Annotated in this window: 15 protein-coding genes; 6 read left to right on the forward strand and 9 right to left on the reverse strand. The window is 36.3% G+C overall.

The window, feature by feature from the left end:
* Positions 1–255: 255 nt before the first annotated feature.
* The 6 genes from AC1RJ8_RS15505 to AC1RJ8_RS15530 all read left to right on the forward strand — a co-directional run bounded on the left by AC1RJ8_RS15505 (position 256) and on the right by AC1RJ8_RS15530 (position 6,984).
* Complete coding sequence (locus AC1RJ8_RS15505) at positions 256–2,634, forward strand: DUF2339 domain-containing protein (RefSeq protein ID WP_492954621.1); 2,379 nt, start codon at positions 256–258, stop codon at positions 2,632–2,634.
* Entirely contained in the window at positions 2,624–3,844 is a 1,221-nt protein-coding gene (locus AC1RJ8_RS15510) for a DUF3999 family protein (RefSeq protein ID WP_492954620.1), read from the forward strand. Before AC1RJ8_RS15505 ends, AC1RJ8_RS15510 begins: the two co-directional genes overlap by 11 nt.
* 11 nt (positions 3,845–3,855) lie before the next feature.
* Positions 3,856–4,977, forward strand: coding sequence for a suppressor of fused domain protein (locus tag AC1RJ8_RS15515; protein ID WP_492954619.1), 1,122 nt, complete (start codon positions 3,856–3,858; stop codon positions 4,975–4,977).
* Positions 4,978–4,979: 2 nt separating this feature from the next.
* Positions 4,980–5,432: a DUF1569 domain-containing protein gene (locus tag AC1RJ8_RS15520; RefSeq protein WP_492954618.1), complete on the forward strand. Its 453-nt coding sequence runs from the start codon at positions 4,980–4,982 to the stop codon at positions 5,430–5,432.
* Between the two features lie 115 nt (positions 5,433–5,547).
* Complete coding sequence (locus AC1RJ8_RS15525; protein WP_492954617.1) at positions 5,548–5,973, forward strand: VOC family protein; 426 nt, start codon at positions 5,548–5,550, stop codon at positions 5,971–5,973.
* A 54-nt stretch (positions 5,974–6,027) separates the two neighbouring features.
* Positions 6,028–6,984, forward strand: coding sequence for a zinc dependent phospholipase C family protein (locus AC1RJ8_RS15530; RefSeq protein ID WP_492954616.1), 957 nt, complete (start codon positions 6,028–6,030; stop codon positions 6,982–6,984).
* On the opposite strand, the gene AC1RJ8_RS15535 is transcribed toward AC1RJ8_RS15530, so the two are convergent.
* The 9 genes from AC1RJ8_RS15535 to AC1RJ8_RS15575 all read right to left on the reverse strand — a co-directional run bounded on the left by AC1RJ8_RS15535 (position 6,985) and on the right by AC1RJ8_RS15575 (position 15,249).
* The gene (locus AC1RJ8_RS15535) at positions 6,985–7,671 is read right to left on the reverse strand and encodes a DedA family protein (RefSeq protein WP_492954615.1); all 687 of its coding nucleotides are present in this window, start codon (positions 7,669–7,671) and stop codon (positions 6,985–6,987) included.
* Between the two features lie 64 nt (positions 7,672–7,735).
* Positions 7,736–8,437, reverse strand: coding sequence for a DUF4397 domain-containing protein (locus AC1RJ8_RS15540; protein WP_492954614.1), 702 nt, complete (start codon positions 8,435–8,437; stop codon positions 7,736–7,738).
* Between the two features lie 59 nt (positions 8,438–8,496).
* Positions 8,497–9,174, reverse strand: a complete 678-nt coding sequence (locus AC1RJ8_RS15545) for a DUF4397 domain-containing protein (RefSeq protein WP_492954613.1) — start codon at positions 9,172–9,174, stop codon at positions 8,497–8,499.
* A gap of 87 nt (positions 9,175–9,261) precedes the next feature.
* Positions 9,262–10,386: a DNA polymerase III subunit beta gene (gene dnaN, locus AC1RJ8_RS15550; RefSeq protein WP_086545224.1), complete on the reverse strand. Its 1,125-nt coding sequence runs from the start codon at positions 10,384–10,386 to the stop codon at positions 9,262–9,264.
* A 33-nt stretch (positions 10,387–10,419) separates the two neighbouring features.
* On the reverse strand, positions 10,420–12,105 hold the full coding sequence (gene gldG, locus AC1RJ8_RS15555; RefSeq protein WP_492954612.1) for a gliding motility-associated ABC transporter substrate-binding protein GldG: 1,686 nt from the start codon (positions 12,103–12,105) through the stop codon (positions 10,420–10,422).
* Positions 12,105–12,830, reverse strand: coding sequence for a gliding motility-associated ABC transporter permease subunit GldF (gene gldF, locus AC1RJ8_RS15560; protein WP_492954611.1), 726 nt, complete (start codon positions 12,828–12,830; stop codon positions 12,105–12,107). The genes gldG and gldF overlap by 1 nt, the downstream gene beginning before the upstream one ends.
* A gap of 268 nt (positions 12,831–13,098) precedes the next feature.
* Entirely contained in the window at positions 13,099–13,755 is a 657-nt protein-coding gene (locus tag AC1RJ8_RS15565; protein ID WP_492954610.1) for a porin family protein, read from the reverse strand.
* A gap of 195 nt (positions 13,756–13,950) precedes the next feature.
* Positions 13,951–14,481, reverse strand: coding sequence for a hypothetical protein (locus AC1RJ8_RS15570; protein ID WP_477584828.1), 531 nt, complete (start codon positions 14,479–14,481; stop codon positions 13,951–13,953).
* Between the two features lie 225 nt (positions 14,482–14,706).
* The gene (locus AC1RJ8_RS15575; RefSeq protein ID WP_492954609.1) at positions 14,707–15,249 is read right to left on the reverse strand and encodes a hypothetical protein; all 543 of its coding nucleotides are present in this window, start codon (positions 15,247–15,249) and stop codon (positions 14,707–14,709) included.
* Between the last annotated feature and the right edge of the window lie 3 nt (positions 15,250–15,252).

Below are 15,252 nucleotides of genomic sequence, written 5' to 3' on the forward strand. Positions count from 1 at the left end.
CTAATAAAAGACACGAACCCTGCTCCTGCGTGGCTGTCTTATAATAGATTGTCATCCTGAGCCTGTCGAAGGAATAAATTAAATAGCCTTGGCAAAGCGTTTCGACAAGCTCAACGTGACAATGCGGATCGAATTTAACTTTTTGACACAGCCTCGGTAAGAGCAATACCTCAACTCATTCACAAAATTTTCTGCCCCCAATAGAAATACATTCTTATATTTAGTAAAGTAAAATTACGCACTACCAGATATCGAATGGATAATTCAGAAAAATTAAACCTGCTCTTAATTAAGCTGGAAAACCTGTTGCTGAGGCAACAAGGCTTTGAAGCCGAAATTCAAGCTTTAAAAAACGAGGTTAGCGCGCTGCAATCGCCAGGTTCAGTGTCTACGCCTCCAACAATAAATCCTGAGCCAATCATTACAGCACCACCAATAAATACGCCTCCGGGCTTAGGCGCACGACATTCGGCTGCACCTCAACCTATCCCTGCGCCTATTCCGTCTCCGGCAAACCAAATGCAGCCTAATTTCGCCGAGCGATTTAAGCGTGAAAACATGGTTAAATCTGATTTCGAGAAATTTATTGGAGAAAACCTGATTAGCAAGATTGGAATCCTGATTTTAATCATTGGTGTAGCTATTGGCGCTAAATATGCCATTGATCATGATATGGTTAGTCCACTTACCAGGATTGTATTGGGTTATGCCGTAGGCGCCGGTTTAATGGCTTTTGCCATAAAGCTTAAAGCTAAATACGATAATTTTTCAGCCGTTTTGGTTAGTGGTGCGATTGCCATTATGTATTTTATTACTTATGCAGCTTACGATTTCTACGCTTTAATTCCGCAGGCACTGGCCTTTGCTTTAATGGTTGTATTCACCTCATTTACCGTGGTTGCAGCAATTAAGTATAATAAACAGGTTATCGCCCATATTGGTTTGGTTGGCGCTTATGCCGTGCCTTTTTTACTGAGCGATGGTTCGGGCAAAGTTGGCGTTTTGTTTACCTACATGGCCATCATCAATATTGGTATCCTTGTGCTTAGTTTCAAAAAATACTGGAAGCCTTTATTCTATGCATCTTTTGGTTTAACATGGATCATCTTTTCTGCCTGGCGCTTAGATTTAAGTAGCACAAACAATTACTTTAGCCTCGCATTATTATTTTCTACTCTATTTTTCCTCACTTTTTACATTACCAACCTGGCCTACAAAGTAAGCAAAAAAGAAGTTTTTGGCTTTAGCGATGTCGTCATTTTACTTTTAAATTCGTTTGTATACTATGGAATAGGTTATCTAATATTATCCGACAATAAAAACAGTACTGAATTATTAGGTTTGTTTACGTTGGCAAATGCCGTGATCCACTTTGTGGTATGCCTGATTATTTACAAGAAAAATCTTGCAGATAAAAACCTCTTTTACCTTATTCTGGCAATGGTGATCACCTTCATTACAATGGCTGTTCCTGTTCAGCTAGATGGCGGTTGGGTAACCATTTTCTGGGTTGTAGAAGCCGCTGTACTATTCTACTTAGCGCGGATAAAAAAGATTGTTATTTACGAAAAACTTTCCTTCCCATTAATATTTCTGGCCTTTTTTAGTCTGCTGGAAGACTGGATAACTTATTATGATATCTATAACGGAAATGCAGCCATAATCACACCAATTCTTAACGTTGGCTTTTTAACCGCATGCATATTTATTGCCTGCTTTTTCCGGATGTTCAGCATCAGCAAAAAAGAAAGTGAAGAACCCGTAGCATGGATCTGGATGAGACAGATACTCAGTTATTCCATTCCCGCTATTTTGGTTTTTGTAATCTACATTACCTTTAGGATCGAGATTTCTAAATACTTTAATAACCTCTTCGAACTGAGCAAGATCAACACTACTCCAAAAACCAGACTTTACGATTCAATTAGTGAATACAACTATAATTATAAGACCTTAAAAACGGCGTGGATTTATATTTACACCCTATTTTTTGCTTCAGCATTAAGTTATTTGAACATTAAAAAGCTAAAAAACAGCAAACTCGCCATCACTAACCTTGTTATTAATATCTGGGTTATCATAGTATTTCTAACTTTTGGACTCTATAAATTAAGTGAGCTTAGAGATGCCTATTTACTTCCTGAAAGTAAGTATTTCATTATTGGTTCATTTAATATCGGCATCAGGTATTTAGCAATTGCTTTTTTTGCTTTGCTGATTGTACAATGCTATCAGTTGCAGCGTTCGGGGTTATTGAAAAAAGATTTAAAGACCATGTTCGATTACCTGCTTTATCTTTCAATCTTATGGATCATCAGTAGCGAATTGATCAATATTTTAGAACTATCACATTCAGAAGGAAGTTATAAACTGGGATTGAGCATCCTTTGGGGCATCTTTTCATTATTCTTAATTAGCATGGGTCTGGCCAAAAACAAAAAACACTTGCGCATTGGTGCCATGGTTTTATTTGGGATAACGTTGATCAAACTTTTCTTTTACGATATCTATTCTTTAAGCACAATTTCTAAAACCATAGTTTTTGTGTCGTTGGGTGTGTTATTGCTCATCATTTCTTTCCTTTACAATAAATACAAACATTTAATTATAGATGATGCTAAAGTTGAAAATTAAACTATTTACCTTGTTTTTGCTTTGCGCCACCATCGCAAATGCACAAACCAATACTTACAAATTTAAGCGGAGTATAACGGGTGTGAATACGGTTTGGCATAAAATGGTACTGCCAGATGATTTATATAAAAAAGCAAATGCAGGTTTCGAAGATTTAAGGATTTTTGGCATCAATGGAAAAGATACCATAGAAGTTCCTTACCTGTTAAAACAGCGTGCCGATAAGGTAACTACAAATGATATTGCATTTAAACAGATTAACCAAAGTGCCAATCCTAATGGTTATTATTATACTTTTCAGTCGCCAGGAATAAATTTAATCAACCAGATTAATTTGGCTTTTAAACAAGAAAACTTCGATTGGAAAGTTACCCTAGAAGGCAGTAACGATAATAAAGAATGGTTTGCTATCTTATCAGATTATCGAATTTTATCGATCAAGAACAATGATACAGATTACCAGTTTACCAAATTGAATTTTCCTGATTCGAAGTATCAATATTTTAGGATTGCGGTAAAAAGCTCAATACAGCCCGAATTATTGGAAGCAAAAATTTCGAAAACAGATACCATAAAGGGAACCTATCAGGAGGTTAAGTATCAATCTTTCGACCTTAAAAACGATATATCCAAAAAGGAATCAGTTATTGATGTAACCTTGGCCAATCCCGTTCCCCTATCCTATTTAAAGTTGAATGCACAAAGCGATTTCGATTTCTACCGTTCGATCAAAATTGAATATGCAACAGATAGTTTTAAAACCGACAAAGGCATTCAGTACAATTATGCGAATCTCTATGAAGGCACGATAAGTTCTTTGGAAGAGCCAACATTCAATTTCGCGAATACCATTACATCCAGATTAAAAATCACCATCCAAAATAACGACAATAAGCCATTACGTTTAAGCGGCTTACAGTTAAAAGGAAACATTTATGAAATTATAGCCCGGTTTGACGAACCAAAAGATGAATATGCTTTATATTATGGCAATGAAAAAGCTACAGGTCCGGTTTATGAAATTGAAAAATTTGAAAGTAAAATCCCAAATAATTTAACCAGCGTAAACATTGGAACAGAACAACAAAACCCTGCCTATTCCATTAAAATAGAAAAACCATTATTTGAAAACAAAGCATGGCTTTGGGTATTAATGGCGGTGATTATCGCATTATTGGGCTGGTTTTCATTTAAAATGTTGAGGAACTAAGATTATTAAAAATGAGTTTATTAAAAAAGCTTTTTTCTTTGAGAAAAGAAAAAAGGCAAGAACCAGAAGTGCTTGCTGAATTTCGCAGCCCAAGCTGCCCGATTACAGCAATCGTAGAGCAAGATGAAAGAGTTGCTTACTTTTATCTTTGGGGTGATAAAGACACAGATTTTGGCATTAAAAGCTGTTGGATCAGAAACTTAGCGGCAGCACCTGCAAACCTTGAAACGAATCTTATCAAAAAAGGGATACCACCCATGCTTACTAGTTCATTTTGTAGATTTCCAGCGGGGCAACCTCCACTGAAAAGTGAAGATTTGGAAATTGTGTGGCTCGAAGAGGGGGACTCGGCAGCTTTATTAGCGAAAGAAGAAATTATTGCAATCATACCTTCGTGGTCAGGCAGTGGCGACTTTTTCGGCTACGCTAGAGATTCTAAAGATCATGGCGAATTCTGTTGGGAACTTATTGAATCGAATATTTTAATAGATAGGGTTAAAAGTGCCCAAGAATATTGGGCTTTATGGGATAGCGAACCAAATCCATTTCAAATAAAACAACCAGAATTATTAAAAAGCTATGAAGAAATTTTAGGAAAGAGCAATAAATATTATGCTATTGATGGAAATGAATGGCCACCAAAAGGACTATTTTTAAAAACTGGAGATTTTAATGATGTATTTGTTACCGTTGGACTTTCTTTGCTGCCAATGCCAGTAGTTGAAATGTATAGCGAAAATCCTAATCAAATAAACAGAATAGAATTAGGCTTGATATTAAAATCAGGCTTAACGCAATCGGAGTTAGACAAAATCGGAAATTGGATAAGCGGACAGGCAGACATCCCCTGGAAAAGAATTACATGGATGGGCAATGGCCATACTATAACATTTAAAGAATTTAAGAATACCAAAATCACCTCTGTAATTTTGGTTAGGGACTTAAATGTTCTACCTAAATTAGAACTCAATGATTATAGAGGTAGTTCAGTTAATGTTTTGTGGATGATACCCATAACTGAAAATGAAAGAAACCATGTCATTGAAAACGGCAGTGAACCACTTATCGAAAAATTGAACAATATAGGATCGGAAGTCTTTAATATCTATCGTCCAGAAATCATTTTTAATTAACCATGAAGAACATTTTCCAAGCTGCCGTAACTAGCGAAATTATTGAGAGAATTAACAAGCTTACTCCAACTACCACTCAACTTTGGGGCAAAATGAATGTTGCACAGATGCTGGCACATTGCAATGTAACTTATGAAATGGTTTACAATGACATTCATCCAAAGCCAGGCCCAATAATGAAATTTATCCTGAAAAAATTAGTTAAAAGCAAAGTGGTGAGCGAGAAACCTTATCCTAAAAATAATCAGACAGCCCCGCAATTTATTATTAAGGGTGAAAAAGATTTTGAAAAAGAGAAAAGGCGTTTAATCGATTACATTAATCAAACCCAACAACTTGGCGAAGTCCATTTCGACGGTAAAGAATCACATTCGTTTGGCCCGTTAGCAAAAACGGAGTGGAACAATATGTTTTATAAACACCTTGACCACCATTTAGCACAATTTGGGGCTTAGCCAGGAGCATAAGAGCAGATTATTGTCCAGATCGCCCCCTTAAATCGTCACTTTTAAACCTTACGCAAACTAAAAATCTTGCCTAACTTGTGGTAACACAAAAAATTTATATAAAATGGCAAAACCACTTGTAACATGCCTTTGGTTTGACGGACAAGCCGAAGAAGCAGCAAAATATTATTGTACAGTTTTTAAAAATTCCAAAATTACACAAGTAACCCCTATGGTTGTTACTTTCGAATTAAACGGAAATAAATTTATGGGCCTTAATGGCGGTCCACAGTTTAAATTCGATGAAGCTATTTCTCTTATGGTAAACTGCGACAGCCAGGAAGAAATAGACTATTATTGGGATACTTTCCTAAATGATGGTGGCGCAGAGAGCGTTTGCGGATGGCTAAAGGATAAATTCGGACTTTCATGGCAAATTGTTCCATCAAACATTGGTGAGCTAATGGCAACGCCCGAAAGAGCAAAAAGAGTAATGGATGTTGTTATGAAAATGAAAAAGCTTGATATGAAAAAAATGGAAGAGGCATAATTTTTAACTTCTGCACCCTTTGAGTTACAAAGAAAATTGCTTATCTTAGGTTATATGAAAAGATTAACGATTTTAACCGCGTTAATCATCCCTATATTTCTTTGTACCTCTTGGGGGTTCTTTGCACATCAAAGGATAAATAGCCTTGCTGTTTTCACTTTGCCTTCTGATATGATCGGTTTCTATAAAAAGAATATCAAATACATTACCGAACATGCCGTTGACCCAGATAAACGCAGGTATGCTGATACGCTCGAAGCACCTCGGCATTACCTCGATGTGGAGAACTATGAGAAAAATATCGATAGTATTCCCGAAAAATGGGATGATGCCCTGGTTAAATACGGCCTAAAAAAACTAAACACCGATGGTATTATCCCCTGGCAAATACAACGTAGCTATTATGGTTTAGTTAAAGCCTTTAAAATGCGCGATTCGGTAAAGATTTTAAAATATTCTGCAGACCTGGGCCATTACATTGGCGATGCACATGTTCCTTTACACACTACTGCCAATCATAATGGTCAGCTCACCAACCAGGTAGGTATACATGCCTTTTGGGAAAGCCGTTTACCCGAATTGTTTTCAACTCATTATAATTTTGTTGTTGGCAAAGCAGCGTATATAGAAAACCCACTACAAGAAATCTGGAAAATACTAAAGCATACGCACAGTTTGGTTGATACCGTACTAACTTTTGAAGCTGAACTGAGCGCATCATTTCCTTCTGACAAAAAGTATAGCTTTTCTGAAAGAAATAATACTGTGCTGAAACAATACGCTATAGCTTACTCAAAAGCCTATCGTACTAAAATGAATAACATGGTAGAAAAGCAAATGCGTGCTGCCATATTAAAAACAGGATCGTTCTGGTACTCTGCCTGGGTTGACGCGGGTCAGCCAGTGCTTAAAAACCTCATTAAAACAGCGTTATTACCTGATGAGAAAATAGAAAGTGAAGCTGTAGAAAGAAAATATCAAAATGGTTCCCTAATTGGTAGGGAACTATAATTATGCCTTTATATCCTCTCCTTCAATTATTGCCTCAATCTTTTTAGGTTGAAAACGACTTCTGATGGCTGCCCAGATGGCGGGAACAAAGGTTACCACAGCAATAAAAATAATAACCAGTTCGAAGTTGTTTTTAATTACCGGAATTTGCCCTAATAGATAACCACCTAACAATAATGCAAATATCCAGGCTACTCCACCAATAATGTTATAATAGGTAAAACGACCGAATGGCATTTTGGCAATGCCAGCTACAAATGGTGCAATGGTTCTGAAAATTGGAAGAAATCGGCTCAACATAATGGCCTTACCACCATGTTTCTCAAAAAATTCGTGAGATTGATGATAATATTTAAGCTTCAAAATCTTATTTTTTTCTTTAAATACACCTGCACCTAAAACACTGCCAAGTTTATAGTTAACTGTATTTCCTAAAATTGCTGCCACAATTAGAATAATAAGCATGATCCAGATATTTAAGCCGGTTTCATGTTCGCCAGCAATTAAAGCGCCCATTGCAAATAGCAACGAATCGCCAGGAAGGAACGGTGTTACAACAAAACCGGTTTCGGCAAAAATGATCAGGAATAAAATGAGGTAAGTCCAGGTACGGTATTCGTTAACAATTTCAGCTAAATGTACGTCTATATGAAGAATAAAATCTATAAGCTGCTGTAGTAGTTCCATTTATCTAATTTTGGGCAAAAGTATGAATATCAAAGGGATTAAATGCTAGTATATTGCAATAAAATTAGTTGGCAGAAATAATTCGATTTTTAAGTTCTCCCTTTTTATCGCCATCCAATAATATCAGGTAAACTCTACCATTATTAATATTAAGAGAATCTAAGCGTGGTACCACAGGCGGTGGGTTTGTTGCAGTAGGACTAGTTAATTTAAAGGCAAATTTCATGTTTCTATTAACTTTAACCTTGAAAGTTTTAATCGCTCCATACGCAATTGTAGATTCTACAGGTTTGGCCGTATTTGTGCTATCGGTAATTACAACACTAGAGCCTAGCGTATAACCAAGGTTTAAAAAAGTTAGTTTAGCTGAATCAAGGTCTGGTTTTACATCATCGGCATAAACCTTCAATTTTGCAGGGTCTCCTGTTTTTTCTTTATAATAAAAAACAGAATAATTCTGTCCGATTTTAAATGTTTGTTCTCCTAATGAGGCTACATCAACACCCGTGTTTATATCTCTTGTAGTTATATTATAAGCAGCATCGCCTGCAACAACCACATAACTTGTATTTGTACCATGAGCAACAGGTGTTCCTATTTGTATCCCATTTAAATAGAAAGTTTGGGTAGTATCAGTCGAAGCAGCCTGAAAGAATCTAACTTTAGCATCACCTTCAATTAAATTGTCGTTTTTGATGCATGAGCTGATTAAAACGGCAAGTATAAGAAGAAGAAATATTTTAGGAAACAATACTTTGTTTTTCATAATTAATCGCTGATGCTAATAAAACGTAAAGATAGCAGAAAGCATATTAAACTTTGAAATTAATTATCGGTAATGATATGTGCTTCTAAGGTTGCTGCCGTTGTACCACTAAACCAAATGGTATATATCTTCCCCCCTTCTAAAGCTGTACTTTGAATGGTTTTAACATTACCAGAACCCACTACCGTGTATCTTAAATTGAATCCAGTATCTACTGTAAAATAGCTTGACGCTTCTTTGAACGCCAATCCATTAACAAACTGGGTACCACCCTGTACCATAACATTTATGCCAGTGGCAAAATTAGGTGTAAGATTAATCAGTTTAATTTTAGCTTTATCTGACTCGGTATTACTTAAATTATCTTCATAACTTACTATTTCCATTTCTCCTTTTTTATTGGTAACCAAAAAAGTAGTGTAAGTAATAGATGGTGTAAAGTTTAATGAGGTATCTGTAGTGGTGTTATTTGTGCCGGCATAAGAAACACTTCTATTGCCAGAAGGTATTTTTACATAATCGCTGGTTTCGCCAAAGGCTAAAGCAGCAGTAGTTAGTTTTTCATTATCTAAATAAACATCCTGATACACATTGGCCTGCGCTGCATTGACCATTTTTACCTTGGCCTGGCCTTTTACTACTTCATCCGGGTTGTCCTTTTTACAGGATGATAGGCCCATACTAAATAAGACAGTGAGCAAAATCAGTGATTTCGAGAGATTGTTATAGATTGTCATTAGTTGTGTTAGTTGATTGTAAACAAAAATGGCTCGGTCAAAAACCAAGCCACTTTGTTATTAAAACTAATAAATTAGTTTTTTTTCTTAATAACTATTATTTAACATCACAGGCATCACCAACATTAAAACGTCTTCATTTTCATCATTGGTCTGTGGAATTAAAAGCCCTGCCCTGTTTGGTGTTGAAAGTTCTAAAGTAACTTCATCACCGCTTAAATTACTCAACATCTCGATCAAAAAGCGTGCATTAAAGCCTATTTCAAGGTCTTCGCCATCATACTGGCAACTTAAACGCTCGTGTGCTTCGTTAGCAAAATCTAAATCTTCTGAAGAGATATTTAATTCACTTCCACTAATTTTCAGCCTTACCTGATGTGTTGTTTTATTCGCAAAAATTACAACCCTGCGAAGTGTATTTAAAAACAAACTTCTGTCGATAATTAGTTTGTTAGGGTTATTGGTTGGAATTACTGCCTCATAATCTGGATAGCGCTCGTCTATTAAACGACACACTAAATTGATATTTTCGAACTTAAAGAAAGCGCTTGTTGCATTATAATCTACTGATACATTAATATCAGTTGAAGGTAAAGCAGCCTTCAAAAGTGTTAAAGCCTTTTTAGGGAGAATAAATGATGTTGCTTTATCTGCCTTGCTATCCATGCGGCGGTATCTCACCAGCTTATGTGCATCGGTAGCTACAAAGGTAATGTGCTGAGGGGATAACTGACAGAATACACCTGTCATAGCCGGGCGCAACTCATCATTACTTACAGCAAAAATAGTTTTTGTAATGGCTTCAGTTAAAACTGACGCAGGTAAGTTTACAGAAGACGCGTTTTCCACTACTGGAATCTTAGGAAAATCATCACCATTTTCACCACTTAATTTATATTTACCATCTCCGGCACTGATCTCGATCGCAAAAGTACTATCATCGATATTAAATGCGATGGGCTGATCTGGCAATGTTTTAAGCGTATCTAATAAAATTTTAGATGGAACAGCTACTTTACCTTCTTCTTTTGATTCTACAGCCAAAGCAGTTGTCATGCTGGTTTGCAGATCGGTAGCAGAGATAGTTAAGTTTCCATCTTTAATTTCGAAGAGAAAATTTTCTAATATAGGCAAAACCGTACTGCTGCTTGATGCACCATTTACGGTTTGTAAGTGTTTTAATAGAGTTGATGTGGATACAATAAATCTCATGATATTATTTAGTCTTCTTCAAAAATATAAAAATTATTTAGCGTACTTGTATTTGCGGTGATAATGTTGAAAAATCGCAAAGAATATTAACAATAGCAAGGGTGCCACCACATTTATAAATTGCCATTTCGTTTTTTCGAGCTTAATTTTGGCTTTATCCAACAATCTAATCTTTACTTCTTTATTTCGTAGCGCAATTAAGTTGTCGTTATCCGTAAAATAATCAACAATATTGAGCAATAAGGCCTTATTACCAAAAGTACGCTGCGAATAACGGTCGAAACCTAGCGGGAAGGGCGTTCCATTTTGCTCCGATACCTGGTTTTTAAAAATATCACCATCTCCTATTACAATCATTTTAGCCGGTTTGCTTATACTTTCCAGGGTATAAGGTTGCGTAATAGTAGCCGGTAAGGGCCGCCCGGCAAAAACTGACGGAAAATTACCTTCTAACATTAAACCAACAGGCTGTGCTTTACTTTGGAAAGACCGTGGATCTAACTGCTCGCTTACCATCTGCAAGCTAAACAATTTCGGCACATTATACACCTTATTGTAAGGAGATGTAGCCAAAATATATGATTTCTTTACACCTTTAACCCCAATAGTATCTACTGTGCTTGGAAATTCAGATTTCACGCCATCCAGTTTTTTCACCACACTTTCTGCAGTATCGGGCAATAAAATCGGGTAATAGATCCAGGGAACCAATTGCATCTGGTTTTGCCCCCCTACAACACCTGTAGAAACCGGAATTTCTGCACTGTTTGCCGGATCGGCAATAATACTATAATTAATCCTTGCTCCGTACATAAAAAGCATATCATCGAGGTTTAAATTACTGTTAACGGCCATCTGCCCGCTTTTTCCACGCAAACTATCCAATTCGGCATTTACCTGGTCAATACTCCAAAGTACTCGCCCCCCGTTCATTACGAAGTAATTGATTTTGTATTTCTCCGTTTCGGTAAAAGGTTTTTTTGGTTTGGCGATAATCAACATTTTCAATTTATCAAGCCCTGCTTTATCGATACTGTTTAAATCAATACGGCCAACCAGATAACTGCTAGATAGGGTATGAATGGCATCAGCCAATTGTAAATCGGAAAGTTCGCCGTTTGATTCTGAAAAGCCAATCCGGGGGTTATCACCCGAAAGTACTTTCTTTAAACCTGAAGTAAAAAGATACTCCAGGTTTTCAATTGAGCGGTTTATATTGTCTTCGTAATTTCCTCGGGTATCTAAATTCTGGAAAAGTTTAATAGGAAATTCCTTGCCATCGCTTTCCATCATGGCCATCGGAAATACGAGCTTCTGCGTTAATCCACTTTCAGTTTTAACACTTAAATTGGTTGCTTCTATACCGCTTTCGTACAAATTATTGATTACGGTATCCTGATCGGCCTGATTAAGACCTGCTAAAGGGTCGACAAAAACTACCTTAACTTCTGTCTTAGCATAAGCCTGATAATCAGATAAGATATCCGACACCGCAGCCTGCAGCCGTTTAAAAGCAGGAGGTAACTCTCCTGCTAAAAATACAGTAATGATTACCGGTTTTTTATTTTGCTCCAATAGCGATTTCGTTTTATCGCTTAAAGTAAAACGTTTATCAGCAGTAAAATCAAAACGATAAAAAGCGTACTGCCCCACAACATTTAAAATAATTAATGCAGCTATAACGATGATAGCATTAAGCCATATATTCTTCAGCTCCATTATCGTTTTCCTCCTATTATTATTTTGGTGAACAATAAAAACAGCACTGAAAAAGTGATAAAGTAAATCAGATCTCTCGTGTCTAAAACACCACGGCTTATCGAAGTATAATGTTGATTAATCCCTAAATTGCTGATGATGTGCTCCATACTTTGAAATGCAGCAAGCTGACTGCTGTAATCAAAACCTAAAAAAGCGAATGCACATAAAGCCGCACTGATCACAAAAGCAATCACCTGATTTTTAGTCAACGCAGATGAGAAAATGCCAATGGATGTAAAGGCAGCACCCAATAAAAACAAACCGATATAAGAGCCAATAACCGATCCTGAATCGATATTTCCTTCAGGAAAACCCAGTTTTGAAATGCTGTAGTAATAAATTAAGGTTGGGATTAGAGCAAATAACACCAGAACCAAACTTGCTAAGTACTTTGCTACAACAATCTGCCAGATTTGGATGGGCCGGGTAATTAAAAGCTCATAGGTTCCCTCTCTCCGCTCTTCGGCAAAAGAACGCATGGTAATAGCGGGAATAAGAAACATGAAAAGATAAGGTACTAAACTGAAAAAACCATCAAGTTCGGCATAACCATAATCAAGTATTGAAGTATCAGGAAAAAACCAAAGTAACAGGCCAGAAACCAATAGAAAAATGCCAATGGTAATATAAGCAACCATCGAACTTAAGAAACTGAATAACTCGCGTTTAAAAACTGCGTACATGTGCTATTAAAACGCCGAAGTTAACCATTTATTCCTGCAAATTTAAAAGGAATTGATTAAATGAGTCTATTATTAAATCAGTAATATTTAAATTTAAAAAGAGGCCGTATCATAAATAGAATTGTCATCCTGAGCCCGTCGAAGGACTTAGTTAAATAATCTTTTATGTGTTTCGACAGGCTCTCCGTAGGAGTCCTTTGGACAACATGACAAAATCTCAAAAGAAACCTTCTTTATGATACAACCACTTCTTTATTTCCCGGTTCTTTTAGAAAGAAAAACCTACACCAACTGAGAAAACTTTATTTTTAAAGGTAATATCATCCGATAGATCTGTATCTGCTATACTGCTTAGCCCCAATCCATAGCCTGCATGAATATTAAAACCATTGTTTAATTGGTAACCAGCTAAAAAGTTTAGACCGAAATCCGTCCGTTTAAATTCTGATTCTGCCTCACCAAATTTAATATCTTCTTTTATCGAGCCATATTTACCATTTGCACTTAATGCATACGCAAAATAAGGTCCCGCACCTAGAAATACCTTACCAGCGCTTCCTACTTTAAAATTCGCCAATAGGTTTACCGGTAACTCCAGATATTTAAAATTTAATGTTGCCTCTTCAGTAGTGTTAATATCGTTATCTTCGAAATCAATATCACCACTGGCCAGTTTTGTTCCTTTGTTTATAAAAGTTAAACCTGGTTGAATTGAAATTACATCAGATAATACAAATTCGGCTGTACCGCCAACATAATAAGATGTTTTTGCATCGAAACTTACTGATGCGTTTCCTGATGATATGGTCATGTTTGGAAAGGCTACTCCGGCTTTCACACCAAAAATTACAGGTTTGTTTGTTTGAGCTGAAGCTGCAAAGCTTAAACCTGCAACTGTTAATAAAGATAATACTAGTTTTTTCATCTGATTTTTTTTGAGAGTTTTTTTGAAAATTATTTTTTAGTTTCCGTGTCTTCACCTATCAAGCGAAAACAGTACAATGATAAACAAACTAACTTGATAGTTAAAATTATTTTGTAACCAATGAAACCTTAATCAGCTGATAAACAACAAAGCCCCCAATTTCTTGGAGGCTTTGGAATAAATTATGGTTTGATACTATAAACCAAATGCAAATGCAGCACGTAAGCCAATAAAGCCTGTAGAACCGCCATTTCCTGACCAATTTTCGTAACGTAAACCGAAATCTAAACTAGATTTATCGGCAACAGAAAATGATGCGCCTAAAGTTGGTGCAACTGCAAATAAAGTGCTACCACCTGTTTCAGTGCTAATTGCTGCACCTAATTCGCCAGCACCATAAAAGTTACCACCAAAATAGTATTTAGCACCAGCTTTTAATGGGATAACACCATAACTCGTTTTTGCCCCAATAGACTTCAAAAAATCTTTTGCATCTCCTGTGGCCATTAATGATAAATAACCAGCTGAACCAGTTAAATTTAAATCTTTAGCCACTGGATGTTCGTACTGCAATGAACCGCCTACGATTAAGGTATTTGAATTTTTTTCTGTCGGTAACCCAAATTCAGCACCAATGCTTAGTTTTTGAACCGCTCCTTCTGTTTGAGCTGAAGCTGCAAAGCCCAGGCCTGCAACCATTAATAAAGAAAGTAATACTTTTTTCATGTGATTTTTATTTATTGTTCGTTAATTATTTGTCCATTTTAGACAATCATGATGCCAAAAACGTTACAAATAAAACCTGAAAAAGAAATTTTAAAGCATAAAACACTGACTAACTGAATGTTAAGGAAAAAATAATTTATTCTAAAACGTTGTATTAAGTTATAAGTTTTAGGAGTATTGTATTTTTTTGACCAATAAACCAAACATTTAAACACTACAATTGTTTCACAGCCCAAAAACATAGGCAAATCTTATTCCCACAAATCCTTTTGTATCAGATCTGTTCAAGCCGATCGTATTATTCTTTCCTGTCCACGCTTCATAGCGGATGCCTAAATCGAGTTTATTTCCTCCTGAAAGTTTGAATTGATTGCCTATGCCGGGCGACCAGGCAAATAAGGTTTCCTGATTTTTATTTAAAGGCAATGCTGCGCCTAACTGCCCTTCGGCATAAAAGCTTTCTCCCAGCTGATATTTCAAGCCAGCTTTAGCGGGTATGTAAGTTAAATCCTGAACATTGAAAAGTTGATTCCGCCGACCAAAAAAGTTCATAAAACCTACATTTAAAGTTAAGGCCAAATTTTCTGCAACAGGAAGATCAGCTTTTACAGATGCGCCCAGGCCAATTCCTGAAAGATTGGAAAAGTTACCTGATGGTAAACCGATTTCTGCAGCAATGCCAATGTTAGTACTATTTTGAGCATTTAGTAGTATGGGACCTGAAAATAAAAGGGCAACGAGTAAAACTGCGATTTTTGAGCCAGACATGAA

This window comes from Pedobacter sp. GW822-FHT03F06 (genome assembly GCF_058801365.1).

Coding starts and splice junctions, on each gene's coding strand:
- AC1RJ8_RS15505 (WP_492954621.1), top strand. CDS start 256: ATGGATAATTCAGAAAAATTAAACCTGCTCTTAATTAAGCTGGAAAAC.
- dnaN (WP_086545224.1), bottom strand. CDS start 10,386: ATGAGATTTATTGTATCCACATCAACTCTATTAAAACACTTACAAACC.
- AC1RJ8_RS15565 (WP_492954610.1), bottom strand. CDS start 13,755: ATGAAAAAACTAGTATTATCTTTATTAACAGTTGCAGGTTTAAGCTTT.
- gldF (WP_492954611.1), bottom strand. CDS start 12,830: ATGTACGCAGTTTTTAAACGCGAGTTATTCAGTTTCTTAAGTTCGATG.
- AC1RJ8_RS15515 (WP_492954619.1), top strand. CDS start 3,856: ATGAGTTTATTAAAAAAGCTTTTTTCTTTGAGAAAAGAAAAAAGGCAA.
- AC1RJ8_RS15530 (WP_492954616.1), top strand. CDS start 6,028: ATGAAAAGATTAACGATTTTAACCGCGTTAATCATCCCTATATTTCTT.
- AC1RJ8_RS15525 (WP_492954617.1), top strand. CDS start 5,548: ATGGCAAAACCACTTGTAACATGCCTTTGGTTTGACGGACAAGCCGAA.
- AC1RJ8_RS15545 (WP_492954613.1), bottom strand. CDS start 9,174: ATGACAATCTATAACAATCTCTCGAAATCACTGATTTTGCTCACTGTC.
- AC1RJ8_RS15535 (WP_492954615.1), bottom strand. CDS start 7,671: ATGGAACTACTACAGCAGCTTATAGATTTTATTCTTCATATAGACGTA.
- AC1RJ8_RS15540 (WP_492954614.1), bottom strand. CDS start 8,437: ATGAAAAACAAAGTATTGTTTCCTAAAATATTTCTTCTTCTTATACTT.
- gldG (WP_492954612.1), bottom strand. CDS start 12,105: ATGGAGCTGAAGAATATATGGCTTAATGCTATCATCGTTATAGCTGCA.
- AC1RJ8_RS15575 (WP_492954609.1), bottom strand. CDS start 15,249: ATGTCTGGCTCAAAAATCGCAGTTTTACTCGTTGCCCTTTTATTTTCA.
- AC1RJ8_RS15570 (WP_477584828.1), bottom strand. CDS start 14,481: ATGAAAAAAGTATTACTTTCTTTATTAATGGTTGCAGGCCTGGGCTTT.
- AC1RJ8_RS15520 (WP_492954618.1), top strand. CDS start 4,980: ATGAAGAACATTTTCCAAGCTGCCGTAACTAGCGAAATTATTGAGAGA.